The 26,319-nt window shown below is 73.5% G+C and carries 21 protein-coding genes and 1 pseudogene; 6 read left to right on the top strand and 16 right to left on the bottom strand.

Annotation, left to right across the window (positions count from 1 at the left end; all coding sequences use genetic code 11):
• Positions 1 to 250 precede the first annotated feature (250 nt).
• Positions 251 to 1,492, bottom strand: coding sequence for a helix-turn-helix domain-containing protein (locus STRAU_RS22300; RefSeq protein ID WP_016642641.1), 1,242 nt, complete (start codon positions 1,490 to 1,492; stop codon positions 251 to 253).
• Positions 1,493 to 1,980: 488 nt separating this feature from the next.
• Between STRAU_RS22300 and STRAU_RS43755 the strand changes: the two genes are divergently transcribed.
• Entirely contained in the window at positions 1,981 to 2,475 is a 495-nt protein-coding gene (locus tag STRAU_RS43755; protein ID WP_016642642.1) for a peptidoglycan-binding domain-containing protein, read from the top strand.
• A 45-nt stretch (positions 2,476 to 2,520) separates the two neighbouring features.
• Here STRAU_RS43755 and STRAU_RS44690 read toward each other — a convergent pair whose 3' ends face one another.
• The 5 genes from STRAU_RS44690 to STRAU_RS22330 all read right to left on the bottom strand — a co-directional run bounded on the left by STRAU_RS44690 (position 2,521) and on the right by STRAU_RS22330 (position 7,332).
• Positions 2,521 to 3,192, bottom strand: coding sequence for a helix-turn-helix domain-containing protein (locus STRAU_RS44690; protein ID WP_016642643.1), 672 nt, complete (start codon positions 3,190 to 3,192; stop codon positions 2,521 to 2,523).
• A 308-nt stretch (positions 3,193 to 3,500) separates the two neighbouring features.
• The gene (locus STRAU_RS22315) at positions 3,501 to 4,199 is read right to left on the bottom strand and encodes a response regulator (protein WP_016642644.1); all 699 of its coding nucleotides are present in this window, start codon (positions 4,197 to 4,199) and stop codon (positions 3,501 to 3,503) included.
• Complete coding sequence (locus STRAU_RS22320) at positions 4,196 to 5,356, bottom strand: sensor histidine kinase (protein ID WP_037661110.1); 1,161 nt, start codon at positions 5,354 to 5,356, stop codon at positions 4,196 to 4,198. The genes STRAU_RS22315 and STRAU_RS22320 overlap by 4 nt, the downstream gene beginning before the upstream one ends.
• A 475-nt stretch (positions 5,357 to 5,831) precedes the next feature.
• On the bottom strand, positions 5,832 to 6,452 hold the full coding sequence (locus tag STRAU_RS43770) for a DUF3017 domain-containing protein (RefSeq protein WP_016642646.1): 621 nt from the start codon (positions 6,450 to 6,452) through the stop codon (positions 5,832 to 5,834).
• A 19-nt stretch (positions 6,453 to 6,471) separates the two neighbouring features.
• Positions 6,472 to 7,332: a bifunctional methylenetetrahydrofolate dehydrogenase/methenyltetrahydrofolate cyclohydrolase gene (locus STRAU_RS22330; RefSeq protein ID WP_016642647.1), complete on the bottom strand. Its 861-nt coding sequence runs from the start codon at positions 7,330 to 7,332 to the stop codon at positions 6,472 to 6,474.
• 242 nt (positions 7,333 to 7,574) lie between these two features.
• On the opposite strand from STRAU_RS22330, the gene STRAU_RS22335 reads away from it, so the two are divergent.
• Positions 7,575 to 8,285 (top strand): RDD family protein, encoded by a 711-nt coding sequence (locus STRAU_RS22335; RefSeq protein WP_016642648.1) that lies wholly within the window; start codon positions 7,575 to 7,577, stop codon positions 8,283 to 8,285.
• A 74-nt stretch (positions 8,286 to 8,359) separates the two neighbouring features.
• Here the strand turns inward: STRAU_RS22335 and purH are convergent, their stop codons facing one another.
• The gene (gene purH / locus STRAU_RS22340) at positions 8,360 to 9,937 is read right to left on the bottom strand and encodes a bifunctional phosphoribosylaminoimidazolecarboxamide formyltransferase/IMP cyclohydrolase (RefSeq protein WP_016642650.1); all 1,578 of its coding nucleotides are present in this window, start codon (positions 9,935 to 9,937) and stop codon (positions 8,360 to 8,362) included.
• Entirely contained in the window at positions 9,934 to 10,554 is a 621-nt protein-coding gene (gene purN / locus STRAU_RS22345) for a phosphoribosylglycinamide formyltransferase (RefSeq protein ID WP_016642651.1), read from the bottom strand. The genes purH and purN overlap by 4 nt, the downstream gene beginning before the upstream one ends.
• Before the next feature lie 261 nt (positions 10,555 to 10,815).
• Between purN and STRAU_RS22350 the strand changes: the two genes are divergently transcribed.
• Positions 10,816 to 11,697, top strand: coding sequence for a hypothetical protein (locus STRAU_RS22350; protein ID WP_037661111.1), 882 nt, complete (start codon positions 10,816 to 10,818; stop codon positions 11,695 to 11,697).
• A gap of 262 nt (positions 11,698 to 11,959) precedes the next feature.
• Here STRAU_RS22350 and STRAU_RS22355 read toward each other — a convergent pair whose 3' ends face one another.
• Complete coding sequence (locus tag STRAU_RS22355; RefSeq protein WP_037661113.1) at positions 11,960 to 13,405, bottom strand: cell division protein PerM; 1,446 nt, start codon at positions 13,403 to 13,405, stop codon at positions 11,960 to 11,962.
• Positions 13,406 to 13,530: 125 nt separating this feature from the next.
• On the opposite strand from STRAU_RS22355, the gene STRAU_RS22360 reads away from it, so the two are divergent.
• Positions 13,531 to 14,853 (top strand): helix-turn-helix domain-containing protein, encoded by a 1,323-nt coding sequence (locus STRAU_RS22360; RefSeq protein ID WP_037661116.1) that lies wholly within the window; start codon positions 13,531 to 13,533, stop codon positions 14,851 to 14,853.
• Positions 14,854 to 15,016: 163 nt separating this feature from the next.
• Here the strand turns inward: STRAU_RS22360 and sucD are convergent, their stop codons facing one another.
• The 7 genes and pseudogenes from sucD to STRAU_RS22390 all read right to left on the bottom strand — a co-directional run bounded on the left by sucD (position 15,017) and on the right by STRAU_RS22390 (position 24,429).
• On the bottom strand, positions 15,017 to 15,901 hold the full coding sequence (gene sucD / locus STRAU_RS22365) for a succinate--CoA ligase subunit alpha (RefSeq protein ID WP_016642655.1): 885 nt from the start codon (positions 15,899 to 15,901) through the stop codon (positions 15,017 to 15,019).
• Between the two features lie 20 nt (positions 15,902 to 15,921).
• A complete protein-coding gene (gene sucC / locus STRAU_RS22370; RefSeq protein ID WP_016642656.1) occupies positions 15,922 to 17,100 on the bottom strand; it encodes an ADP-forming succinate--CoA ligase subunit beta in 1,179 nt (392 codons plus the stop codon).
• Positions 17,101 to 17,376: 276 nt separating this feature from the next.
• The gene (locus tag STRAU_RS22375) at positions 17,377 to 18,345 is read right to left on the bottom strand and encodes a hypothetical protein (protein ID WP_016642657.1); all 969 of its coding nucleotides are present in this window, start codon (positions 18,343 to 18,345) and stop codon (positions 17,377 to 17,379) included.
• A 111-nt stretch (positions 18,346 to 18,456) separates the two neighbouring features.
• A complete protein-coding gene (locus STRAU_RS22380; protein WP_158692110.1) occupies positions 18,457 to 19,377 on the bottom strand; it encodes a hypothetical protein in 921 nt (306 codons plus the stop codon).
• 127 nt (positions 19,378 to 19,504) lie between these two features.
• Positions 19,505 to 20,641 (bottom strand): VWA domain-containing protein, encoded by a 1,137-nt coding sequence (locus STRAU_RS43775; protein WP_310592265.1) that lies wholly within the window; start codon positions 20,639 to 20,641, stop codon positions 19,505 to 19,507.
• Positions 20,642 to 20,800: 159 nt separating this feature from the next.
• Positions 20,801 to 23,167 (bottom strand): annotated as a pseudogene (locus STRAU_RS43780) (DUF5682 family protein); the annotation flags it as partial.
• A 107-nt stretch (positions 23,168 to 23,274) separates the two neighbouring features.
• On the bottom strand, positions 23,275 to 24,429 hold the full coding sequence (locus STRAU_RS22390) for an ATP-binding protein (RefSeq protein ID WP_037661118.1): 1,155 nt from the start codon (positions 24,427 to 24,429) through the stop codon (positions 23,275 to 23,277).
• A gap of 223 nt (positions 24,430 to 24,652) precedes the next feature.
• Here STRAU_RS22390 and STRAU_RS22395 point away from each other — a divergent pair, with 223 nt between their 5' ends.
• Both STRAU_RS22395 and STRAU_RS22400 read left to right on the top strand, forming a co-directional pair.
• Complete coding sequence (locus tag STRAU_RS22395; RefSeq protein WP_016642662.1) at positions 24,653 to 26,026, top strand: SWIM zinc finger family protein; 1,374 nt, start codon at positions 24,653 to 24,655, stop codon at positions 26,024 to 26,026.
• A 90-nt stretch (positions 26,027 to 26,116) separates the two neighbouring features.
• The coding region (locus tag STRAU_RS22400) for a DUF5691 domain-containing protein (RefSeq protein ID WP_037661119.1) at positions 26,117 to 26,319 on the top strand (203 nt) is incomplete at its 3' end.

Below are 26,319 nucleotides of genomic sequence, written 5' to 3' on the forward strand. Positions count from 1 at the left end.
CACCCGCCCACCCGTTCACCGGCACCAGAGCCCCTCGGGCCGCAGCAGGCGCCGCCCCAAGCCTCCCGGCGAGGCAGTCCTGCACTTCCGGTGCCACGAAAGGCCGCCCGGCGGCGACGAGCTGGGAACCTGCTGTGGGCAGCTGGGCCGCCAGGGGCGGCACGGGTGGGCACAGCCCACGACTGCGGTCACCGTCAGGTGCGGGGCGGGGCACCCGCCAGGCCGGCGCCCGCCCGTCGGCCGACGGCAGTCACTTCGTGCAGCCCGTCCGGCCGGACTTCAGCGTCGCGCAAGCCTTCGCCGCCGCCGCGTTCTTCACGGCGACCATCGGCGTGTACGCGTCGAGGTCCGCGTCCACGGTCCCGTTCTGCCCCGCGGCCGAACCGGACCCGGTGATCCGGACCTTGTCCCCGGGCGCGGCCTGGGTGATCCGCGCCCACGCGGCCCCGCACGTCTTGCTGTACCGCACCTCGACGAGCGTCTTCGTCCCCACGGTCACCCGGGACGTGGTCCTGGCGAACTCGCCCCCGCACCCCATGTTCTCGGGATCCTTGCCGGCACAGCCGGCCCCGCTGCACTCCACCCCCGCGGGCAGATCCGCGGTGGAGGTCGTGGGCGAGGCCGACGGCTTGGCCTTGTCGCCGCCGTCGTCGTCGCCCTTGCCGAGGTCCGTGAGGAAGACGGCCGCGGCGATCACGACGAGCGCCCCGACGATCCCGGCGAGGAACATCGTCAGCTTCCGCTTGCGCCGCTGCCCGTCGGGCGACTTCCCGTCGCCCCCCGCTGCGGGCCCGGCCACGGCCCCGTACGCCGGCGGCACCGACGCCGTGGCCGCCGAGGCGGCAGGCGGCGCCGACGCCTCGTACGAACGGGAAGAAGGAGTCGACGGACCCTGGGCCGAAGCCGGGGCCGGGGCCGGGGCGGACGCCGGGGCCGAGGCCGAGGCGGGCGCCCCGGACGCCACCCCGTACCGCACCCCCTCCGGCTCCCGCGCCGCCGGCGGCACCGTCGGCGACACCCCGGCCGGCCCGGCGATCCCGGTCACGGCACCGACCCCGCCACCCCGCGCCCTGTCCGAACCGCCGCCCCCCTTGGGGGCCTTGGACGGCCTCGCGCCCTTGGAGTCCTTGGAGCCCGCCGGCGGGTTCGCCGCGAGCTCGCCGAGCGCCGCCCGCGCCTGGGAGATCCGGATGGCCTGCATCGTCATGTCGTGCCGCATCTCGGAACGGCTCCAGGCCCGCTCCGCCAGCTCCCACAGGGTGATGAGGTGCACCGGCGGCGTACCGGTGACTTCGGCGAGCGCGACGATCGCGCCCTTGGGGGCGAGCAGCCGCCCGTTCAGATAGCGCTCCCACGACGTCTTGCTGTAGCCGGTCCGGTCCGACACCGCCGCGATGCTGAGACCACTGCGGTCGACCAGCCTGCGCAACTGGTTCGCGAACTCCCTGACCTGCGGATCGAGCTCATCCGGTAGCGCCTTCCAACGAGGCATTGCTCCCCCTATTCCCCCCGTACGTGCCTGACTGCCCCCGCGCTTCGTGCCCTCTCTGCCCCGGGCCTGAACTACCCAGAGGGATGCGCCGAGCCAGGATGTCAGTTCCCGGAATGGGAGCGCACAGGAGCATTTGGGACAGAGTGTGCCTCGTCGCACGCCCCGGGGTCCACGGCCCAGTGTCCCACCGACGTCCCAGTTCACAACGCGGAACCCCAGCTCCCGGGCCGGGACGTCCCAGAACCGTCCCGAATGCGGCGGTTGACCCTGTTCCGCACCGCCCCGGTACCGAAGCATCGAACACGACACCGCCGCACGTCAGCCCGGCGTACGGCAGTCACACGGCACCCGCGTGCCGTGACCGAACCACCAGGGGGGAACCACCATGCACCACCGCACCACCACCGGCACCCGCCGCCCGCGCCGGCTGCTCGCCGCCCACCACCGGCCCCCGCCGCCCGCGCCGGCTGCTCGCCGCCGCCGTCGCCGTGACCGCGGGCGCCGGCCTCGCGCTCGCCGGCGCCGCGCCGCTCGCCCAGGCCGCCGGACCGCACGTCATCGACGGCGGCGGCGACGCCTTCAACGACTGGGGCGACGAGGGCACGCTCTCCCGCCACCGCCACGCGCACTCCAACGCCACCTGGCTGTGGCAGAGCGTCCTGTACGCGGACGGCGCCAAGTGGCGCGACGGCAACGGCGTCCAGCACACCTTCAAGAAGGCGGACGTCGACGGCCACTTCGGCTGGAAGACGGCGTCCGCCACGAAGTGGTGGCAGGCCCACGAGGACCTGGAGGACGTCGACGGCGTCGTCGGCAAGGAGACCTTCGGCGCCGCCGACAACTTCCTCAGCGGCCCGCACGCCGGCGGCCAGGTCGTCTACACGGGCTTCGTGCGGCACGTCGGCTTCAAGCGGATCGCGGGCACGTACTACGTGAAGATCGACGGCCAGTGGAAGAAGGCCGCGTACAACCGCCTGGGCTGACCGCCGCCCCGGCCGAGCGCACCCCCGCTCCCGCCCCGGGGCCCGTCACTCAGTGGCGGTCCCCGGGGCCCGGCGCGTGCCCAGCTGCTCGGAGACGCTCGCTCCCGGAGCCTGCGGCGGCTCCCCGCCGGTGCCGCGGCGCTCCGCCACCACCTGCGCGAGGATCCACAGCAGGCCCGCGAGCAGAAGTGCGATCACCGCGAGCGCGGAACAGGCGACGAGCCGCCAGGTCGGCGCGGGGCGCCGGACCGGAGCGGGGTGGCGCCGGACGGGCGTGACGGTGGCGGCCGTCGGGCGCGTCGGGGGCGACATGACCCCCGGGGCCACCGGCGCCCCTGGGTCCACCGGCTCCACCAGGTCCACCGCGCCCACCGGGTCCACCGGCGCCACCGGTCCCGTGTCCGACGCGGGCGCCCCCGCCGTACTCGGCTCACCAGCACGCGGCCAGGCCCGCACCGCCAGCTCCCACCCCGCCGCGAGCCGCGCGCCGTCCGCCCCCGCGATCCGGCACAGCGCGAGCACGGCGTCGCGGGGCGGGGGCTGCTGGGCGTTGAGGTACCGCTGCCAGGAGGACTTGCTGTACGCGGTTCTGGCGCCGAGCGCCACGAGGCTCAGGCCCGTGTGGTCCTTGAGCCGTCGCAGCTGCCCGACGAAGTGGCGTACCTCCGGCGGCAGTCGGTCCGGAAGCGGTTGCCAGGCGCCCGCGCGCGTCCCCATGGTGCACCCCCAGCGCGACCCGGTCGCAGACGGACGGTCGCGTCGACCGACTGACGGTCGCGGGGCCCGGTTCGGTTCCGTCCGGATCTTCCGTTTCGCCCGCTCCGACGGGGTCGTCTCGCACCCGTAGCGGGCCCAGCACACCGCTGCGGAATGGTCACTTCCGTGCCACAGGGACCTGGCTCGCCTTGCTGCCGGGATGGCGCGTCCATGACGCTTGAGGCACACGGCGAGCACGCGGCTCGCTCCCGCGAACCGGCGGCGCCCGTCCTCCCACGGGGGAGAGGACGGGCGCCGTCTTGCGTACGTCAGAGGCCGGAGCCGGAGCTGCCCGGCGTCACCAGGCCGGTCTCGTAGGCGATCACCACGGCCTGGGCCCGGGTGTCCAGATCGAGCTTGTTCATGGTGCGGTTGAGGTGCGTCTTGACGGTCGCCTCGCTGATGTAGAGGCGGTCGGCGATGTCCGCGTTGGAAAGGCCGCGCGCGATCAGCTTCAGGACCTCCAGCTCGCGCCCGGTGAGCGCGGCGAGGTCGGGCGGCGGCGCGCCCGCGTCGCCGACGGCCCCGGAACGTACCGCGAACGCCTCCACCAGGCGGCGCGTGACGCTCGGCGCGAACAGCGCGTCGCCGCTGTCCACCGCGGCCACCGCGGCGAGCAGCCGCTCGGGCCCGGAGTCCTTGAGCAGGAAGCCGGCGGCGCCCGCGCGGAGCGCCCCGTACACGTACTCGTCGAGGTCGAAGGTGGTGAGGACCAGGATGCGCGGCGGCGGGTCGGCGGCCTCGGCGAGGATGCGCTCGGTGGCCGTGATGCCGTTCATGCCGGGCATGCGGATGTCCATGAGGATCACGTCGGGGCGCGCGGACGCGGCCAGTTCCACGGCCTCCGCACCGTCCCCCGCCTCGCCTACGACCTCGATGCCGGGCGCGGCCCTGAGCACACCGACGAGCCCGGCGCGGATGAGGAACTGGTCGTCCACGACAAGCACCTTGATGTGTGCTGAGGTCATTCGGTGGCGTCGTCTCCCGGCGGTGCGGCCCGCGCCGACGTGGGCAGGGTGAGCCTGACGGCGAACCCTCCGGCGCTGCGCGGCCCGATGCTGATCGTTCCGCCGTAGAGCTTGGCCCGTTCTCTCATACCGATCAACCCATGTCCACCACCACTCCTCACTCTGTCCGGAATCACCCCCTCCCCATCATTGGTGACGGACACCTCGATGTGGTCGCGGCGGTAGTGCAACTCCACGGTCGCGCTGGCCTGCCGGGCGTGTTTGAGGACGTTGGTGAGGGCTTCCTGCACGATGCGGTACGCGCACAGCTCGACGCCCGGCGCGATCGGCCGCGGCGTCCCCGTGACCCTGAACTCGACGGGCACACCGCCCGCTCTGACCCGGTCCGTCATGTCCCTGATGCGGTCGAGTCCCGGCATCGGCGCGTCCGGCACCTCGCCGTCGTCCTCCTGGGCCCGCAGCACCCGCAGCATGCGCCGCATCTCCTCCAGGGCCTCGGCGCTGGTGCCGGATATGGTGCCGAGCGCGGTGCGCGCCGTCTTGGCGTCGGAGTCGAAGACGAACGTGGCGAGCCCCGCCTGCACGGAAATCACCGACATGTGGTGGGCGACGACGTCGTGCAGCTCCCGCGCTATCCGCCCGCGCTCCTCCACGACCGCGTGCCGGGCCCGTTCGTGCTGTTCGGCGCGGGTCTTGCGGGCGAGCTCGGCGGAGCGGCGGGCCAGATAACCCATGCGCCACACCAGGGCGTTGATGCAGAGGGCCTGCGCCGCCACCAACGGCAGGGGGGCGTGATCCTGGCTGTCCACACTGCCGAAGAACCAGATGGCGGTGAGCAGCGCCGTACAGATGCCGCTCGTGCGCGTCGGGAGCTGCAGGGCGACCGTGTAGAGACAGAGCATCGGGCCGAACGCCGTGACGCCGGGCCAGTAGCCGGCGGTGACGTACACCGACCAGATCGCGTACGTGACGAGGCAGACCGCGAGCGGTGCCTTCGAGCGGAAGGCGGTCGGCGCGATCACCAGGAGCGCGAGCACGTAGCCGCGGGCGTCCAGGTCGGACCAGCCGACCAGCGCGGCCTCGGGCCCGATCAACACCAGCAGAGCCACTTGCCCGAGGGCAACCAGCACGTCGACGGTGAGTGGGCTCAGGCGCATCGCTGCAGCGTAGCCCGCGTACCCGCCAGTAATCGTCCATCGTTCGCCGTACCGCGGAAGTTGTAGACGGGGTCGTTGTACGACCCTGGTGGTACCCGAACGTCAACCCGGCACGGGACGACGGGGGGCGCCCGCCCGGCGTAGTTTTTGGCTCAGCACAACCCACCGCGCCGCCTTGACGAAACGGTGCGCCGGGGGAAGGGAGCGCGGGCCTGCACACGGGGGTTCGCACGGGGGACCGGGCCTGCGCTCCACAGACTTCAGCACCAGCACGACCGGCTTGAACGCACCGCATGGTGCGACAACTACAGACCACTGAGGTTGCGGCTCCGTGCAGGGGCGCACGGAGGAACGGGCCCGCGACCGCCGCACCACCCCCTGCCCCCACGGCCAACGGCCCGTACTCTCCTGGCGAGTACGGGCCGTTGGTGTGTGCCGGACGGCGCGCCGGCCCGCGAGGGGCCGGCGCTCCCGGCTAGCTGCTGATCGTGAAGTGCAGCGTGTCGTCGAGGAACGGGATCTCCAGCCACGGATTCGGCTGCGTCATCATCGCGAGCAGCACGATCACCAGGCCGAGACTGCCGTACGTCACCATGTCCGTGAACCGCGAGCGCACCGCCAGCATGCCGACGCCCGGCAGCCACCAGCGCATCACGGCGCCCGCGAGCAGCGCGAGCCCGATCAGCAGCGTGCCGACGCGGAACACGTCGAAGGCCGTCAGGAGCAGCCCGAGCCCCACCAGGGACACCACGCTGAGCAGCGGCCACTGCCGTGCCGGGGCGGGCGCGTCCCCCGACGCCGCGCGTCCCCCGCCCTCGGGCCGTGCGGTGTCCCGCGTGAACAGCGGGAACCGCCGGGACACCTTGCGGGGTTCGCCGTCGGGGCCGGGGGCGCTGACGGCACCCTTGGCGAAACCGGCCTCGACGTCGGTTTCGGGCTCGGCGTCGGTTCCGAGCTCGACTTCGGTTCCGAGCTCGGTCTCGGGCGCGGTCCCGGCCTCGGGCGCGGTCCCGGTTTCCGATCCGGCCTCCGGCTCGGCTTGCGGCCCGGCGTCGGCCTCGGAGTCCGGACCGCCGCCCTTCGCCTCCACGTTCATCCCGTCACCCTTCCCCCGCTCAGCCCCCGGCAGCGACACGTTCCGCGGCCTCGACGACGTTGACGAGGAGCTGGGCGCGCGTCATCGGGCCCACACCGCCCGGGTTGGGCGAGATCCATCCGGCGACCTCGGCGACGCCCGGCTCGACATCGCCGACGATCTTGCCGTTGCCGTCCCGCGAGACACCGACGTCGAGCACGGCGGCGCCGGGCTTCACGTCCTCGGCCTTGATGAGGTGCGGCACCCCGGCCGCCGCCACGATGATGTCGGCGCGCTTCAGGTGGGACGAGAGGTCACGGGTGCCGGTGTGGCACTGGGTGACCGTCGCGTTCTCCGACTTGCGGGTGAGCAGCAGCGGCATCGGCCGCCCGATGGTCACGCCACGCCCGACGACGACGACCTCGGCGCCCTTGATCTCCACGTTGTGCTGCCGCAGCAGCCGGATGATCCCGTACGGCGTGCACGGCAGCGGGCCGGGCTCGTTCAGGACGAGCCGTCCCAGGTTGGTGGGGTGCAGGCCGTCCGCGTCCTTGGCCGGGTCCATCAGCTCCAGGATGCGGTTCTCGTCAATGCCCTTGGGCAGGGGCAGTTGCACGATGTAGCCGGTGCACGCGGGGTCGTCGTTGAGCTCGCGCACGACGGCCTCGATCTCCTCCTGGGAGGCGGTCGCGGGCAGTTCGCGCTGGATGGAGGCGATGCCGACCTGGGCGCAGTCGCGGTGCTTGCCCGCCACGTACTTGTGGCTGCCGGGGTCGTCGCCGACCAGGACGGTACCGAGGCCGGGCGTCACGCCCTTCTCCTTCAGGGCCGCCACGCGGGCGGTCAGTTCGGACTTGATCGCTGCTGCGGTGGCCTTGCCATCGAGAATCTGGGCGGTCATGCCCCCATCCTCGCGGATGAGCCCGCCCGCGTACCAATCCGGGGGCGCTCGCGCGCACGCGCGTAACGCGTGGTGATTGCACTCGCACAAGACCTGTGGGCACAACTGGACAAACACGGCGGCGCTGAAGAACGATGCCTCCACAGTGCCGCGGCCGGTGTCGGGGGGACCGACGCTTCTGTGAACGTTTCCTCCGTGCGTGTCGCGACGTCCCCGCACTCCCCGACGGAGGAATCCCCACCATGAGCAACCCCTACGGGCCGCCACCCCAGGACCCCAACCAGCCCCCACCGGGCCCCGGCCCCGGATACGGCTATCCCCAGCAGGCTCCCCAGGGTGTGCCACCGCAGCAGGGCGGCTACCCGGGCCAGGCGTACCCGGCCTACCCGCAGCAGGCCCAGCCGTACGGCGCCTACCCCCAGCAGCCCGGCGGTTACGGCTACCCGGGCGGCCCCGGCCCGACGGTGGCGTCCATGGGCCGCCGCTTCGGAGCCCGCGTCATCGACGGGGTGGCGTTCAGCGTCATCATCGCGATCCTCGTCGCCGCCGGTGTCGTCAGCGCGTTCAACGAGGCGAAGGACTGCGACCCCGGCTCCGTCAACTACGACAGCTGCATGAACGACGCCGGCTCCGACATCGCCGCCCAGATGGGTGCCGTCATCGCCGTCATCGGCATCTTCGGCCTGGTCTACGAGTGGCTGATGACCACGCTGGTCGGCGGCACGCTCGGCAAGCTCGCCGTCGGCATCCGCGTCGTCGACGCGGAGACGGGCCGGAATCCGGGCGTCGGCTCCGCGTTCGTCCGCTACATCATCCCGGTCGTCGGCTCCCTGGCCTGCGGCATCGGCCAGCTCCTCGTCTATCTGTCCCCGTTCTGGGACAAGACGGGCCGTCAGCAGGGCTGGCACGACAAGGCCGCCAAGACCATGGTCATCCAGCGGTCCAACAACTGACCGCCGACCGCTCCACGCGCAGCGGGCGCCGTACCCCCTGAAGGGTGCGGCGCCCGCTGCGTACGTACACGGGCTCAGTGGAAGAAGTGCCGCGTCCCCGTGAAGTACATCGTCACGCCCGCCTTCTTCGCGGCCTCGACGACCAGTTCGTCGCGGACCGAGCCGCCGGGCTGGACGACCGCCTTGACGCCCGCGGCGGTGAGGACCTCCAGGCCGTCGGGGAAGGGGAAGAACGCGTCGGACGCGGCGAACGCGCCGTGGGCGCGGTCCTCGCCGGCGCGCTCGACCGCGAGCTTCGCGGAGTCGACGCGGTTGACCTGGCCCATGCCGACGCCGACGGACGCGCCGTCCTTGGCGAGCAGGATCGCGTTGGACTTCACGGCGCGGCAGGCGCGCCAGGCGAAGGCCAGCTCGGCGAGCTCGCCCTTGGAGAGGGCGTCGCCGGTCGCGAGGGTCCAGTTGGCCGGGTTGTCGCCGTCGGCCTGGAGGCGGTCGGTGACCTGGAGCAGCGCGCCGCCGTCGATGGGCTTGACCTCGACCGGCGCGGACGGCCCGTGCGGGGCGCGCAGGACGCGGATGTTCTTCTTCTTGGTGAGGGCTTCGAGCGCGCCGTCCTCGTAGTCGGGCGCGACGATGACCTCGGTGAAGATGTCCGCGACCTGCTCGGCCATCTCCCGCGTCACCGGCCGGTTCACGGCGATGACGCCGCCGAACGCGGACAGCGGGTCGCAGGCGTGCGCCTTGCGGTGCGCCTCGGCGACATTGCCGCCGATCGCGATGCCGCACGGGTTGGCGTGCTTGATGATCGCCACGCAGGGGTCGTCGTGGTCGTACGCGGCACGGCGCGCGGCGTCCGTGTCCGTGTAGTTGTTGTACGACATCTCCTTGCCGTGCAGCTGCTCGGCCTCGGCGAGGCCACCGCGGCCGTCGGTGTACAGCGCGGCCTGCTGGTGCGGGTTCTCGCCGTAGCGGAGCTGGTTCTTCAGGTCGAAGGCGGCGCCGATGAACTCGGGGAAGCCGTCCTTGCCGGACTGCTCGGTCTCCAGGAACCAGTTCGCGACGGCGATGTCGTACGCGGCGGTGTGCTGGAAAGCTTCGGCGGCGAGCTCCCGGCGGGCCTCGAAGTCGAAGCCGCCGTCGCGGACGGCGGCGAGCGTGTCGGCGTACCGGGCCGGGCTGGTGACGACCGCGACCGACGGGTGGTTCTTGGCGGCGGCGCGGACCATCGACGGACCGCCGATGTCGATCTGCTCCACGCACGCGTCGTAGCTCGCGCCGGACGCGACGGTCTCGCGGAACGGGTAGAGGTTCACGACGACGAGCCCGAACGGCTCGACGCCGAGCTCCTGGAGCTGCCTGCGGTGCGCCTCCAGGCGCAGGTCGGCGAGGATCCCGGCGTGCACGCGCGGGTGCAGCGTCTTCACCCGGCCGTCCAGGCACTCGGGGAAGCCGGTGAGCTCCTCGACCTTGGTGACCGGCACCCCGGCCGCGGCGATCCGCGCGGCGGTGGAGCCCGTCGACACGAGCTCGACGCCCGACTCGTGGAGCCCGCGCGCGAGGTCTTCCAGGCCGGTCTTGTCGTAGACGCTGATGAGTGCGCGCCTGATCGGGGCTTTCGTACCTTCGGCGGTGGCCGTACCTTCGGCGGTCACGGGATAACTACCTTTCGTCCCTCAATCGAGAAGCCGTCGCGGGCCAGGCGCCCCACGACTTCGACGAGCAGCCTTCGCTCGACTTCCTTGATGCGCTCGTGCAGCGCGCTCTCGTCGTCCTCGTCCCGTACGTCCACCACGCCCTGCGCGATGATCGGGCCGCTGTCGACGCCGTCGTCGACGAAGTGGACGGTGCAGCCGGTGACCTTCGCGCCGTACGCGAGTGCGTCGCGCACGCCGTGGGCCCCCGGAAAACTGGGCAGCAGCGCCGGGTGCGTGTTCACCGTGCGGCCGCCGAACCGGGCCAGGAATTCCTTCCCGACGATCTTCATGAATCCGGCCGAGACGACCAGGTCGGGCTCGTGGGCCGCGGTGGCCTCCGCGAGCGCGCGATCCCATTCGTCCCGGTTCGCGTAGTCCTTCACCCGGCACACGAACGTCGGCAGGCCCGCCCGCTCGGCGCGCTCCAGGCCCGCGATGCCGGTCCGGTCGGCGCCGACGGCCACGACCTCGGCGCCGTAGGCGTCCGCGCCGCGCTCCGCGATGGCGTCGAGCAGTGCCTGCAGATTCGTACCTGATCCGGAGACCAGCACGACGAGGCGCTTGGCCTTGGCCACGGCGGGGCCCTTTCTCGGGAGTGCTCTTTGTACGGTCGTACGAAGGCTTCGCGTCCCCCGATACGGGGAACCCTACGAAGCGGCCGACCGGCAGCAACGATACCGGCACACCGGGCGGCCCCTCACGGGACGGGGGCGCGGCCGGAAGGTAGCGTCTGTGGGGGCAGACTCCTGAACACCGAGTTGCCAAGCTCCATCGCCGAGTTGCCCGGTCCGCCGAACCGGGCCGCCGAGCTCTATCAAGGGGAAGACGCACACCTGATGCCGGACCGTAGCCTCCGCCTCCCGCTGCCCTTCGCGTACGACCCGTCCCCCGCACAGGGCTCGACACGCGACGGGGGTTCCACCGGCTCCGGGGGTTCCACCGGCTCCGGAGGGTCTTCCGGCTCCGGAGGGTCTTCCGAGGACAACCCCTTCGCGCCGCCGCCCGAGGGCACCCCGGAGCAGCCCTGGCAGCCGCGGCGGCCCGCGGGCGGGCAGGGGTCCGACGGCGGCAACGGCGGCAACGGCGACGGCAGCAACGGCGACGGCGGCGAATCGCCCTGGGGCAGCCAGTGGAGCGACCGCCAGCCCGGCCGTTCCTCGGGCGGCGGCTTCGGCGAGCGGCCCCGCGGCCAGGGCCCCGACGGCTCGGGTTCCGGCTCCGGCGGCCAGGGCGGCGGGATGCGCTGGGACCCGACGGACCCGGCCCAGCGCCGCGCCCGCTACGCGCTGCTCTCCGGCATGTGGGCGTTCTTTTTCGCGCTCTTCGGCTGGCGGTACGTGGCGTTGCTGCTCGGCGCGCTCGGCCTCTACTGGGCGATCAGCGCGCTGCGGGCCAAGCCGCGCGCGGCGGACCCGACGGCTCCGGTGCCGGCGGCCGCGCAGGGGGCGGCCGGTGGTGCGACGGCTTCCGGGGGCGGCGCGAAGGCCGGGGTGTCCGGCGGTTCCGGCAACGGGTCGCGGCCGCAGACGACGGCGGCGATCAGCGGTCTGGTCACGGCTTCGCTGGCGCTGGTGATGGTGCTCGCGACGTTCGCCGCGCAGCTCATCTACCGGGACTACTACACGTGCCGTGACGACGCCCTCACCACCGAGTCCCGCCAGTCCTGCGACGACCTGCTCCCCAAGGAGCTGCGCCCGCTCCTGACGGACCGCGACTGACACGTACGCCTGCGCCGCTCCCCTCGCCGGGGGGCGGTGCGGACGTACTCACGCACAACGACGAAGGTCCCCTCACTTCACCCGTGAGGGGACCTTCGTCAGTGGAGCGCCCGGCAGGCCTTGCACCTGCATTTCCCATCGGATGATGGACGTCTTTCCTTGGACCACAGACGCGCGACTCCCGTGCTGTGCACCGAAGTTACGTCATGATCATACACAAGGACGGCGGGCCGCCGCCACTCGCTCTGTCCGACGTCCGCTGTCACGACAGGGGGTCGCGCGGCTCCGCCTCCGGCAGGTAGTCGCGCGGGACCGCGGGTGGGGCCGCGGGCAAGGGCGGCACCGCCGGAACCACAGCCTCACCGCCGTCGGCCACGTCCCGTTTCCGCCGCCACCACACCCATCGCCGAAGCCGCCCCTCCCTCTTGGGCGCCCCCTCCCCCTTGGGTGCCGTCGCCCGGACCCGCCACCACCGGACCCCCAAAGCCACCGGCACCCCCACCACCCCGGTCCAGGCCACGGCCGCGAGCCCCGTGAACCACCACACCGGCCCGAACTCGGACAGCGTCCGCACCCCCATCGGCCCCCCGGCCATCCCCGCGAGCCCGGCGCAGGCGACCCCGCACCACACCGCGGCCACCCCGGCCCCCAGCGCCGTCCGCCCCAAGGACCAGGCAGCCTCCCCGTCCGCCGCCGACCGGCCCAGGAACGACCCGAGCACACCCCCGGCCGCCACCGGCACCACGCCCACCGCCCAGGTGAGCGGCGAGCCGTCCCCGGCCTCGGGCACCGCCGCGAGCAGCGGGAACGCCGGAAGCAGCGGAGCGGCGTCCGCCCCGAGCGGCCCCACCACCGTCCCGGCCCCCAGCGCGAACCCCGGCCCGAGGCCGTACGCGGCCCCCCACACCGCCGCGTTGGGCACCAGCGCGAGGGCGAGCAGCAGCACCGCGAACCGCCCCGACCACACCGTGGTGACATCCAGGAACGCGTCCCGCACCAGCCCTCCGTGCAGCACCACCGACACCCCGACGAGCAGCGCTCCCCCGCCCACCAGCACCGCCGCCCCCGCTGCCGCCGCCCGGCCCACGGCGGCTCCCCGTTCCCGTACGAAGCGACGTACCGCGTCCGGCACCCGCAGCCCGTCCGCCGCGCGCCGCACCACTCCCGGCAGCGGACCCGGCGGCCGCCCGTGCGCGGTCCACACGCCGAACCCGGCGGCCGCCACCGCGAGCAGCGGCACGCGCGCCGTCGCGCTCAGCCACGAGGGGCTCAGCTCACCGCCCGCCGCGTACACCGTGGCCGCCGTCGCCACCAGCAGATAGCCGCCGACCACCCCCGCCAGCGCGGTCCGTACCCCCATCGCCCGCTCGTCCGGGTCGGCCGCGTCGCGTGCCGCGCGGTGCACCAGCCAGGCCGGCAGGGCGAGCAGCAGCAGCGGAGTGACGCCCACCGGCGCGGGCGCGCCGGACAGCGTCTCGGTGCGGATCAGCTCGGTGCCGTGCGCGAGCAGCCACAGCGCGGCCGCCACGTGCAGCGCGCCGCCCGGCCCGCTGTCCGGATACGGCGAGCTGATCCACAGCCCCATCACGAGCACCGCGAACGCGCCGAGCCCGAGACCCGCGGCGATCGCCCCGCCGAGCAGACAGGTCCCGAGGCCCGGCGCCGCCTGCTTCCGATAGAGCGTCAGAGAACCAGCGTCATCGGTCATATGGGTCACGCGGCCATGTTCCCAACGACACGCGCTTTCTTCGCGTAACGGGCGAATGCCGGATGTGTCGCTCAATATACGTTTATGTACTTTTTCGATTTTCCCGATGGACGGATCGGCTAGCCATGTCCCAGAGCCCTGCCATGCCGCCGCTGCCCTCCCCCAAGGAACGCCGCAGGCTGCGCGAGGCGAAGTCGCTGAGCCAGGCCGAGGTCGCCGCGGAGATGGGCGTCTCCCGCTCGGCCGTCCGGGCCTGGGAGTCGGGCCGCAGGCATCCCCGCGGCCGCAGCCGCGTCGCGTACGCCCACCTCCTGGCCGGGCTCGCCGACGGCCACGCCCCGGGCGCCTCCGGCACCGGCGCGGGGCGTGGCGAGGCGCACCCGCCGACGTCCGCGGCCACGCGGAAGGCGGCGGGGACGGTGGCGTACGACCAGGAGGCCGCGGGCCCGGAGGCGGGGGCCGCGGGCCCGGAGGCGGGCCGCCGTCCGGAAGCGGTGGCAGAGCGGGACCCGGAGGCGGCCCCGGCGGCCGGCGTGGACCCGGAGGATGCCGCCCCCGCCGCCACCGCCCCCGCCGCCGAAGACCCGGACGCGGCCCCGGACCCCATGGCCGCCCCCGACCGCTACGCCAAGCGCCCCGTCCCCTCGCCGCACACCCCGGAAGCCGCCTTCGACGCGCTGTGCACGCGCACCGCGCCCTCCCTCGTACGGCAGGCGTACGCCCTGACCGGGCGCCCGGGCCTGGCCGAGGAATCCGTCGAGCGGGCCTTCCAACTGGCCTGGCAGCGCTGGCCGGAGGTCGCCATGGACCGCGATCCGGCGAGCTGGGTGCGGGCCGCGGCGCACGAGTACGCGCTGTCCCCCTGGCACCGCTTCCGCCGCGCCCACCGCACCCCCGGCACCCCGCCCGCGGAGGCCGCGCACCGCGCGGTCCTCACCGTGCTCCTGAGCCTGCCGCCCGCACGGCGCCGCACGCTGCTGCTCTACGACGGCATCGGCCTCGACCTGCCCGAGACCGCCGCCGAGACGGAGGCCACCACGCCCACCGCGGCGTACCGCCTGCTGCACGCGCGCCGCGCCGTCGCCGAGGCGCTGCCCGACGCCGAAGGAGAGCCGGAAGTCCTGCACCGGCACCTGGACGCGCTCGGCCGCACCGAGCGGCTGCGGCAGCCGCGGCCGGAGCGCGTCCGGCTCGGCAGCGAGCGCCGGGCCCGCCTCTGGACCCGTGCGGCGATCGCGTTCACGGCCCTGATCATCGGCGCCACCGCCCTCACGGTGCGCACCGCCCCCACCCGCTACGAGCCCGCGCAGGCCCCCGGCAGGGCCATCAGCGGCGTGCCCCCGCGGATGGGCCCGGGGCCCTTGTCGTACGAGGACGAGGTCCTCCGCGAGAAGCTCCGCGCGGAACCGCACCGCGGCCCGGGACGTCTGCTGCCGGTGGCCGGGTAGCGCGCCCCCCTGTTCGAGCGAAGCCGAGAACTTGGGGGAGCGCCCGGCCCCCACCGGCCCGCAGGGATCATCACCGCCCATCCGGCGAAGCGATTGCTCGGCCGGGACAACGAAAGCGGGCCCGCACCCCAAGGTGCGGGCCCACTTTCGATGGCGGACGGTGTCAGCCGGCGAGGATGGCGCGCGCCAGCTTCGCCGTCTCGGTCGGCGTCTTGCCGACCTTGACACCGGCGGCCTCCAGGGCCTCCTTCTTCGCGGCGGCCGTGCCGGAGGAGCCGGAGACGATGGCGCCGGCGTGGCCCATCGTCTTGCCCTCGGGCGCGGTGAAGCCCGCGACGTAGCCGACGACCGGCTTCGTCACGTTCTCCTTGATGAAGTCCGCGGCCCGCTCCTCGGCGTCGCCGCCGATCTCACCGATCATCACGATCAGGTCGGTGTCGGGGTCGGCCTCGAACGCGGCGAGCGCGTCGATGTGCGTCGTACCGATGATGGGGTCGCCACCGATGCCGACGGCCGACGAGAAGCCGATGTCACGCAGCTCGTACATCATCTGGTACGTCAGCGTGCCGGACTTCGAGACCAGGCCGATGCGGCCCGGCTTCGTGATGTCGCCCGGGATGATGCCGGCGTTCGACTGGCCCGGGGTGATGAGACCGGGGCAGTTCGGGCCGATGATGCGGGTCTTGTTGCCCTTCGTCTTCGCGTACGCCCAGAAGGCGGCGGAGTCGTGGACGGCGATGCCCTCGGTGATGACGACCGCGAGCGGGATCTCGGCGTCGATGGCCTCGACGACGGCGGCCTTGGCGAAGGCCGGCGGCACGAAGAGGACGGAGACGTTGGCGCCCGTCTTCTCCATGGCCTCGGCGACGGAGCCGAAGACCGGGATCTCGGTGCCGTCGATGTCGACGTTGGTGCCCGCCTTGCGGGGGTTCACGCCGCCGACGATGTTCGTGCCGTCACCCAGCATGAGCTTGGTGTGCTTCATGCCCGTGGCACCGGTCATGCCCTGGACGATGACCTTGGAGTCCTTGTTGAGGAAGATAGCCATGGTTCTGGAGTCCTCTTCCCTTACTTCGCGGCCGCGAGCTCGGCGGCCTTGTCGGCCGCGCCGTCCATGGTGTCCACGCGCTGGACCAGCGGGTGGTTGGCGTCGCTCAGGATCTTGCGACCCAGCTCCGCGTTGTTGCCGTCGAGGCGCACGACCAGCGGCTTGGAGACCTCTTCGCCCTTGGACTTGAGGAGCTCCAGGGCCTGCACGATGCCGTTGGCGACCTCGTCGCAGGCGGTGATGCCACCGAAGACGTTGACGAAGACGGACTTGACGTCCGGGTCGCCGAGGATGATCTCGAGGCCGTTCGCCATGACCTCGGCGGAGGCGCCGCCGCCGATGTCCAGGAAGTTGGCGGGCTTCACGTTGCCATGGTTCTCACCGGCGTACGCGACGACGTCGAGGGTCGACATGACCAGACCCGCGCCGTTGCCGATGATGCCGACCTCGCCGTCGAGCTTGACGTAGTTGAGGTTCTTGGCCTTGGCAGCAGCCTCGAGCGGGTTGGCTGCGTCCTTGTCCTCGAGCGCCTCGTGGTCGGCCTGCCGGAAGTCGGCGTTCTCGTCGAGCGAGACCTTGCCGTCGAGGGCGATGACCTTGCCGCTCTTGACCTTCGCGAGCGGGTTGACCTCGACCAGGAGGGCGTCCTCCTTGACGAAGGTCTCCCACAGGGTCACCAGGATGTCGGCGACCTGGTCGGCGACCTCGGCCGGGAACTTCGCCGCCTTGACGATCTCCTGGGCCTTCTCCTTGGACACACCCTCATTGGCGTCGATCGGGGTCTTGGCGACGGCCTCGGGGCGCGTGGCCGCCACCTCCTCGATCTCGACGCCGCCCTCGACGGAGGCGATGGAGAGGAAGGTGCGGTTGGTGCGGTCCAGGAGGAAGGAGACGTAGTACTCCTCCACGATCTCCGGGGCCGTCTCGGCGATCATCACCTTGTGGACCGTGTGGCCCTTGATGTCCATGCCGAGGATGTCCGTCGCGCGAGCGACGGCCTCGTCCGGGGTCGCGGCCAGCTTCACGCCGCCGGCCTTGCCGCGGCCACCGACCTTCACCTGCGCCTTGACGACCGACTTGCCACCAAGCCGCTCGGTGGCCTCGCGCGCCGCCTCAGGCGTGTCGATGACTTCACCGGCCAGCACCGGTACACCGTGCTTGGCGAAGAGGTCCCTCGCCTGGTACTCGAACAGGTCCACGCGCGTCCGTCCCTTTTCAGTGATCTCGCGGTTCGTTTTCTGCGTGGGCGTGCCGCGAAGGGCAACGTGACTGCGCTGTCACAAGGGAGGCGTACACGGTGGCCGTGGACGCGGCATGTCCGTCTCGCAGGTTATCGCCGTGGGACGTGGGTCCCTAAATCGCAGATCACATTTGCGCGGTGATGACGGTCACAGATCGTGTGCCGGGGCGGCGGGGCGGGGCGGGCGGGCCCGTCACAGGGGGAGGGCGACGGGCCCGCTCGTTTGCTTGCGCGATCAGCCGTTGTACGTCGCCTGGTACGCGGCGTCGTACACGGGGAGGCCGGTCACGGCGCCGCCCGGCAGGTAGTCCGGGGTGACCGAGCGGGTCACGCCCTGGGCTCCGGCGACGGCGTTCCCGGCGAGCGACCGGGCGTCGGCGCCGACCGTGCCCGTCAGGTCCTGCGCGAACGGCCGCACGTCGGCGACCACACCGCCCGCGAACGGCGACACGTCGCCGACGGCGCCCTGGGCCAGGCGCTCGGCGCTGCCGCCGACGCCGCCCACGACCGGCCGGACCTGGTCGGTCACCGAATCGACCAGCGGCCACGCCGAGCCGACCACGCCATCGGCGAACGGCTGCACGTCCTCGCCCACGACCGTCTGCGCGAACGGCTGCACGTCCGCGGCGACGCCGCCCGCGAACGGCCGCACGTCGCCGAGCACGCCCTGCCCGAGGTAGCTCGCGTCCCCGACCGCCTGCAGCGCCACCGGGACCGCGCCGTCGACGGCCGTCCCGGCCACCGGCGGAAGCACGGAGTCCGAGACGCCGTCCACGACGGGGCTCGCGTCGGCGAGGTCCGGGGCGAAGGCGGAGAGGGGGCCGAAGAGGTAGTCGATCTCGCCCGCCTCCTCGACTCCCTTGATGTCCGTGACGTCCTCGGCTGCCTTGACCTCCGTGACGTCCTCGGCTGCCTTGATGTTCTTGGCGTCGGGCACCCGGGACTCGGCATCGGACACCTTGTCCTGGACGTCCTCCTGTACGTCCCGCACGGCCGGCGCGGCCTTCTGGACGTCGCCGACCGCAGCCTTGACGTCCTTGACGTCGTCGGTGGCGTCGGTGGCGTGGATGGCGTCGGACGCCTGGTCGGGTACGGCGACGGAGTGCGCGGGCATTTCGTCCGCGGCGGCGACGGCCGAGCCGAGCGCCCACGCACCGGTGACCCCGGCGGCTATGACGATGGAACGGCGAATGTTCTTGTTCATGGGTACGTCGGATCCTTCGAACTCGTACTGGCTGTGAACCGGCCCAAACGACCGGCGGGCAGACCTGTGCCGCCCCCGCGCGCGGCAGGTCGAGCAGGGGAAAAGGCCGCCCTAGCCAGGGAATTCGAGGATGTCCCGATGCCTCTCGCGTACCGGATCGGCACCGGCGGACGCACACGCTCCGGCCACCAGCCGGATCTCGTCGCGACCGCCGGGACCGGCCGCGCACGGGTCGGCGTGACGCTGCGAACTCCCGTCACCCGCCGACTGACCACTCACACAACCGCCCGGCCGGCCGGGCAGCGGCACCTGCCCGCGCCCTCCGGTCCCGTGCTCACCGAACGCGGCACCGCCCCGGGCCTCGCCCCGCGCCCGCTCACCGAAGACGTCACAATCCGCCGACGACCAACTGCCTTGCAGGTACGAAGCGTCGAGGCCGGGCCCGTAAGCCTTGCCGCTCTTGTCGGCCCTGTCGGCCTTGTCCACCCTGTCGACCCGGGGGCCCTCGTGGTCCTCACCGTCTTCAACGGCAGGCGGCGCAGGGGCCGTTGCCCCGGCTCCACCTTCGTCACCGGCCCCAGGCAGTGACGGCCCGGGCGGCGGCCCCTGCGGCGCCGGAAGTACGCGATCGGGCTCGGGCAGTACGCGACCACGCTCCGGAAGTACGCGATCGGGCTCCGGAAGTACGCGACCGGGCTCCGGAAGCGCCGCTCGCCGAACATCGGGCAGCGCGCCGGACCGTACGCCGTCCACCGCCCGCGCCGCGCCGTCGGCAACAGCACGCGCGGGTCGTACGACCCGCTCCACCGCCGGCCGCGCACCGGACTCGGCGACGGGCTCGACCACCTCGGCCCCGCCGACGGTGCCGGACACCTCGGCCGTGGTGGCCTCCGCCGCCCGCGCCTTCTCCCCGCACACGAGGCCGATGACGACCAGCCCCGCGAGCAGCACGAGCACCTGCAGCGCACGCCGCCCCGCGGCCGCGCGCACGAAGCGCACCGCCGCACCGGGCCGAGCGACTGCGGAAACCAAGGCGGGGACGACCTTCCGTACTGCTACGGGGATGACGGGGACGGGCGCAGCGCGCGGAATCTCTCGCTCCGCGCGGGCGAAGGCGTTGATACTCGCACGAGGGTGCGGCCGTCGCGCAAGCCCCCTGTTACTGATGCGGCTGCATGTCCGGTATGGGCAGCGGCCTCCTCTCGATGGCCGCGGCCATCACGTCCGGGAAGAGGTCGGGCGTGCAGGCGAAGGCCGGCGCGTCCAGGGCGGCGAGCGCCGCCGCGTGCTCGCGGTCGTACGCGGGCGCCCCTTCGTCGGACAGCGCGAGCAGCGTCACGAACTGCACCCCGGACGCCTTCATCGCCGCGACCCGCTTCAGCATCTCGTTGCGGATCCCGCCTTCGTAGAGGTCGGAGATGAGCACGACGACGGTGTCCGCGGGCCGGGTGATCTGCGACTGGCAGTACGCGAGCGCCCTGTTGATGTCGGTGCCGCCGCCGAGCTGCGTACCGAACAGCACGTCCACCGGGTCGTCCAGTTGGTCCGTCAGGTCCACGATGTTCGTGTCGAACACGACGAGCCGGGTGCTGATGGACCGCATCGAGGCGAGCACCGCGCCGAAGACGGACGCGTACACGACGGACGCCGCCATCGAACCGGACTGGTCGACGCAGAGGATGACGTCCTTCTTCACCGACTGCGCGGCCCGTCCGTAGCCGATGAGCCGTTCGGGGACGACCGTCTTGTACTCGGGCAGATAGTTCTTGAGGTTGGCCGCGATCGTGCGGTTCCAGTCGATGTCGTGGTGGCGCGGTCTGCTGACGCGGGCGCTGCGGTCGAGCGCGCCGGTGAGGGTGGCCCGGGTGCGGGACGCGAGCCGCTTCTCCAGGTCGTCGACCACCTTCCGCACGACGGCCCGCGCGGTCTCCTTCGTGGTCTCGGGCATCGCCTTGTTGAGGGAGAGCAGGGTGCCCACGAGGTGGACGTCCGCCTCGACGGCCTCCAGCATCTCGGGCTCCAGGAGCAGCGCGGACAGGCCGAGCCGGTCGATGGCGTCGCGCTGCATGACCTGCACGACGGACGAGGGGAAGTACGTCCGGATGTCCCCGAGCCACCGTGCGACCGACGGCGCGGACGCCCCGAGCCCCGCCGAACGCTCCCGTCCGCGCGCCTTCTTCTCACCGCCTCCGTAGAGCGACGCCAGCGCCCCGTCCATCGCGGCGTCCCGCCCGGCCAGCGCGCACCCGGTCCCGTCCGCGGCATCACCGCCGAGCACCAGCCGCCACCGCCGCATCCGCTCCCCGGCCGCAGCGCCCACCACAGCAGGCGCGGGCTCCCGTCCGAGACCGGGGGAATCCAGCCCGTCCGGCGTTTGAGGACGAGGCCCGGAGGGCCGATGAAGGGGGGAACGGGGGCGACGCCCCCGTAGTGCCTGGGGCCCAGCACCACCCTGCTCCCGCTGGGCGCGCAGCCCCAACAGCAGCCCCACCACCGGGAGCACCGCGTCCGCCCGCTCCCGGTCCAGCTCCGCGGCGAACCCGGGCGCGCCCTCCGTCATGAGCGCCGCACCCGGCCGCCCCGGCCCCCGGCGCACCAGCTCGCCCAGGGTGCGCCGCACCCCTGGCTCGTACGCCCCGAACGTCCGCCGCAACAGCGGCAGTACGTCGACGAAGGCGTCCCCCGAGACCCCCGTCAGCCACGCGTCGACGAGCCCCAGCAGCCGCTCGTCGTGCACGAGGAGCATCCCGCCCCCGGCTCCGCCCCCGACGAACCCCTCGATCCACGCGGCGGCCTCGCCCGGCTCGGTCCCGGGCGACAACGCGAGCCCCATGAACCGCGCGGCCTCCCCCTCGTCGAGCACCCCGTCGTCCATCAGCAGCCGAGCACACCGCCCCCGCACCACCCCGGCGACCCGCTCCCCACCGACAAGCCCCCGCAACACACGCTGCCAACGCCCCCGAACACCCCCGGCGAGCGCCGGTCCCTCGGCAACCGCCGGTCCCTCGGTCCTGGACGCCGGTCCCTCGGCCCCGGCAACTTCCGTAACCGCCGCGAGCTCCCCCAACAGCCCGACGGCAACATGCACTCCGTCCACATGCCCCCGCATGGCCGCCGCAGCGTCCGCGTCGAGCCCCGCACACGCGGGGGGCAGACCGACGAACACCCGCTCCGCCAGCCCGAGCGCCACCTCCCCCAGCGCCCCCGTGGACGTCCCCCGCACATCCCCGTACCGCAACGACCGCACCAACGCGGGCAGCGCCTGCGCCAGATGCCCGACATCCGCGTCGAGCGCGGCCCGGTCGGCGAGGACCCGCATCACCACCGGCAACGCGTCCGGCAGATCGGCCAGCAGACACCGCTCGGCCAGCGAGGTCACGTCGGCCAGCGCCGCCGCTCCCACCGCGTCCGCCTCGGCCTTGGCGGTGGCGGCGCCGAGCACCGTCGTCCCCCACACCCCGGCCTCCGCGACCCGCACCGACAGCTCGGGCTCCCACCGCAGCCGCCAGGTCTCCCGGAACGTGCCCGTACTCCCCCGCGACTCCGCCGGTTCCCCCCAGCCGACCCCGAGCAGCCGCAGCCGGTGCAGCAGGCGGCTGCGCGCCGCGTCCGTCTCCTTGCGCAGGTCGAGCTCCAACTCCCGCTCCAGCGCCTCCGGTTTCAGCCGGAGTCTGCGCTGCAGCCGGGTGAGGTCGCGCTGGAGCGGAACGGCGGGCGCCGACTCCGGCACCTCGCCGAGCACATCGCCGACCACGAGCCGGTCGTGCACCAGCGCGAGCGGCACGTCCGACCCCTCGCACATGACGGCCCGCACCGCGTCCATCGTCTCGGTGAGACCCGGCAGCGGCCGCCCGCGCATCACGGCGAGGGTGTCGGCGAGCCGCACCGCCTCGATGACGTGCGCGGACGACACGAGCCTGTCCTCGTCCCTGAGCAGCCCGGCGACCTTCGTGAGCCAGCGTTCGACGGGCCGGTCGGGCGCGCCGAAGAGGTGGCCGTACCAACCCGGCGAGTCGATGCCCGCCCCGTACCCGCTGTGCCGGGACAGCCGCCGGTGCGTCCACGGCACCCACGTCATGTCGACCTTGACCTTCGGCAGGCCCTTGAGCACCGCCCGGTCGGCGGCCACGGAGACCTTCTCCCGCAGCGCGGGCACATGCCACGCCCCGCACACCACGGCCACGCCCTCGCCCCCGAACTCCCGCTGCGCCGCCCGCAGCTGGAGCCGCATGTGCGCCTCGCGCACCAGGTCCCGGTCGTGCCCGCCGCTGCCGTACGTCTCGCGCAGCGCTCCCATCGCCTCGCCCAGCGCCTCGAACGGCGCGAACACGTCCCCGCCTGCCGCCCGGTGCTCGACGACGTCCTCCCACCAGCGCTCCGGGTCGTCGTACCCCGCGGCCTCGGCGAGCGCCCCCAACGGATCGATCCGCACGGCCTGCTCCGACGACACCGCGGACCCGGGCCCCGCGGCCTCCCCCTCACCGTCCGGCGAGCCCTCGGGCTCCGCGTCGCCGCGCGCCAGCGCGTGCGCGGCCGGCAGATCCATGAAGCGCACCGGGACCCCGCGCCGCACCGCCCACCGGATCGCCACCCACTCCGGCGAGAACTCGGCGAGCGGCCAGAACGCGGAGCGGCCGGGCTCGTCCACCACGTGCGCGAGCAACGCGACCGGCGGCCGCATGTCCGCCTCGGCGGCGAGACCGACGACACCGTCCGCCTCCGGCGGCCCCTCGATCAGCAGCACCCGGGGCTCCGCCGCGTCCAGCGCGGCCCGCACCGCCCGCGCGGAGCCGGGCCCGTGGTGCCGCACCCCGAGCAGCAACGGCCCGCCCGCCCCGGCCCGCGAGGCCCCGGCGGCCCCATCAGTCCCGGCGCCCCCGACGTCAACGCCCCCCTCGGCCGCCACGCGCCCGCCCCCCTCCGCGGCCGTCACGCGCTCACCTCGCGGCAGGCGCGGTAGAAGTCCTTCCACCCGTCGCGCTCGCGCACGACCGCTTCCAGATACTCCTGCCAGATCACGCGGTCCGCCGCGGGGTCGCGCACGACCGCGCCGAGGATGCCCGCGGCCACGTCGCCGGGGCGCAGCACGCCGTCCCCGAAGTGCGCGGCCAGGGCGAGGCCGCTGGTGACCACGGAGATCGCCTCGGCCGTGGACAGCGTGCCGCTGGGGGACTTCACCTTCGTACGGCCGTCCGTCGTGACGCCGTCGCGCAGCTCGCGGAAGACCGTGACGACGCGGCGGATCTCGTCGATGCCCTCGGGCCCGGGCGGCAGGTCGAGGGAGCGGCCGATCTGGTCGACGCGGCGCGAGACGATGTCGACCTCGGCGTCGGCGCTCTCGGGCAGCGGCAGGACGACGGTGTTGAAGCGGCGGCGCAGCGCGCTGGAGAGGTCGTTGACGCCGCGGTCGCGGTCGTTGGCCGTGGCGATCAGGTTGAAGCCGCGGACGGCCTGCACCTCCTGGCCCAACTCCGGTATGGGCAGGGTCTTCTCCGACAGGATCGTGATCAGCGAGTCCTGCACGTCCGCCGGGATGCGGGTCAGCTCCTCGACGCGCGCCGTCATGCCCTCGGACATGGCCCGCATCACGGGGCTCGGCACGAGCGCGTCACGGCTCGGGCCGTGGGCGAGCAACTGCGCGTAGTTCCATCCGTACCGGATGGCCTCCTCGGGGGTGCCGGCCGTGCCCTGCACGAGGAGCGTCGAGTCGCCGCTGACGGCCGCGGCGAGATGCTCGGACACCCAGGTCTTGGCGGTGCCGGGGACGCCGAGCAGCAGCAGGGCGCGGTCGGTGGCGAGGGTGGTGACGGCGACCTCGACGATGCGGCGCGGCCCCACGTACTTCGGGGTGATCACGGTGCCGTCGGGCAGCGTGCCACCCAGCAGATAGGTCGCCACGGCCCACGGCGAGAGCAGCCAGCGGGCGGGGCGCGGCCGGTCGTCCTGCGCGGCCAGCGCGGCGAGTTCGGCGGCGAAGGCGTCCTCGGCGTGCGGCCGCAGCGCCTGCGCGACCTCGCCGGCCGCGTCCTTGGCGTCCTCGGCGGCGGGTCCGGCAGGTCCGGCGTTCTCGACGGAAACAGACATGATGATCCCCCTCCAGCTCATGCATGCGTGAGCTCCGCGGCAGGGCCGAGGCGCGGGCATGCGGCAGCAACGATCAACAGCCGAAGCCGTCTTGCCGACGGGCTTGGCCGCGATGTGTTCCACCGTGCACCACGCCACTGACAATCGACCTCGGCCCGGCTCTGACCTGCACGGATGACCGGAGCGTGACCGATTGTCAGTGCCGGGACCTACCTTCGGACTCATGACTCAGCAGGGGGTGCGCTGGACGGCGGACCAGGTGCTGGCACTGGCACCTGACGCGTCGTCACAGAAGGCGGGAAGCAAGCTCGGCATCGCCGGGCCGTGGTCGCGGGCGGGGAGTTCGGGCGAGGGGGCCGTGTGGGGGCTGTGCAAGGGCAGCGGCAGCAAGCCGTATCAGACGGTGATAGACATCGCCGACGTGGCGGGTCCGGCGTACAAGTGCAGTTGCCCGAGCCGCAAGTTCCCGTGCAAGCACGCGCTCGGCCTGCTGCTGCTCTGGTCCGGCGAGGAGGACGGCCGGGCGGCCGTGCCGGACGGGGAGGCACCGCCGGACTGGGCCCGGGAGTGGCTGGACGCGCGTCGCGACAAGGCGGAGACGAAGCGGAACGCGCCCGCGGCCGGGCCCGCCGCGTCGACCGGTCCGGACGCGGCGCGCAAGCGGGCGGAGCGCAGGGCGGAGCGGGTCACGGCGGGCGCGACGGAGCTGGAGCGGCGCCTGTCCGACCTGCTGCGCGGCGGCATGGCCGCGGCCGAGCAGGCGGGGTACGGCCTGTGGGAGGAGACCGCGGCCCGCATGGTCGACGCCCAGGCACCCGGTCTGGCCGCGCGGGTGCGGGAGTTGGGTGCCGTCCCGGGCTCGGGCCCGGGCTGGCCGGCCCGCCTCCTGGAGGAGTGCGCGCTGCTGCATCTGCTCACCTCGGGCTGGCTGCGCCGCGACGAACTGCCCGACGCCCTGGCGGCGACGGTCCGTTCCCGCACGGGCCTGCCCGCCCCGGCACAGGGCCGGCCGCTCCGGGACACCTGGCAGGTCCTCGCGCAGTACGACACGGCGGACAGCAAGCTCACCACGCGCCGGATATGGGTGCACGGCGAGAACTCCGGCCACACGGCCCTGCTCCTGTCGTACGGGGCGGCAGGCCGCGCCCCCGCCCTGGCCCTGCCGGTCGGCCTGTCCCTGGACGCCGAACTGGTTCCGTACGCGGCCGACCCGGCGTCCCGGCAGCTCCGCGCGGACCTGGGCGAGCAGTTCACGGCGCCGAGCCCCGCCACGGGCCATCCGCCGGGGATACCACCCGCCGACGCGGCCGTCCGGTACGGCGAGGCACTGCGCGACGACCCTTGGCTCGAGTCGTGGCCGGTCACCCTCGGCGAGGTCGTCCCGGTCCCGGACGGCGACACGGGCTGGCAACTGGCCCACCCGGGCAGCGGATTGGCCCTGCCCATCGACCGTTCCGCCGCGTCCCGCTCCGGCCTGTGGCGCCTGGTGGCCCTCTCCGGAGGCGCGCCGCTCACGGTCTTCGGAGAGTGCGGCCACCGGGGCTTCACACCACTGGCGGCCTGGCCACACGACGGAGCGGAGACGGTACGGCTGTGAGGGTCCGCGAAGCCCCGCCAAGGAAACAGCAGGAAGCAGCAGGCCCCGGCGCGAAGCCGAGCAGAGGACACGAATAAGGAAGGAGGGGAGATGACCGTACCCACCGCCGCGCACGCGGAAGCGGCCGGGCGTCACGCCCGCACACCCTGGGAGGAGCTGGTCACGGCGGCGCTCCTGGGCACGGACCGGCGCCCCCCGCCGGTCGCCGCCCCCGGCAGGGACGCCCCGGCGGCCCTCCTGGACGCCGCCGCCGTACAGACCGTGCGGCGCCGCGCGGGCCTGCGCGCCGCCCC

It is taken from the genome of Streptomyces aurantiacus JA 4570, assembly GCF_000414115.1.
Lineage (GTDB): Bacteria > Actinomycetota > Actinomycetes > Streptomycetales > Streptomycetaceae > Streptomyces > Streptomyces aurantiacus_A.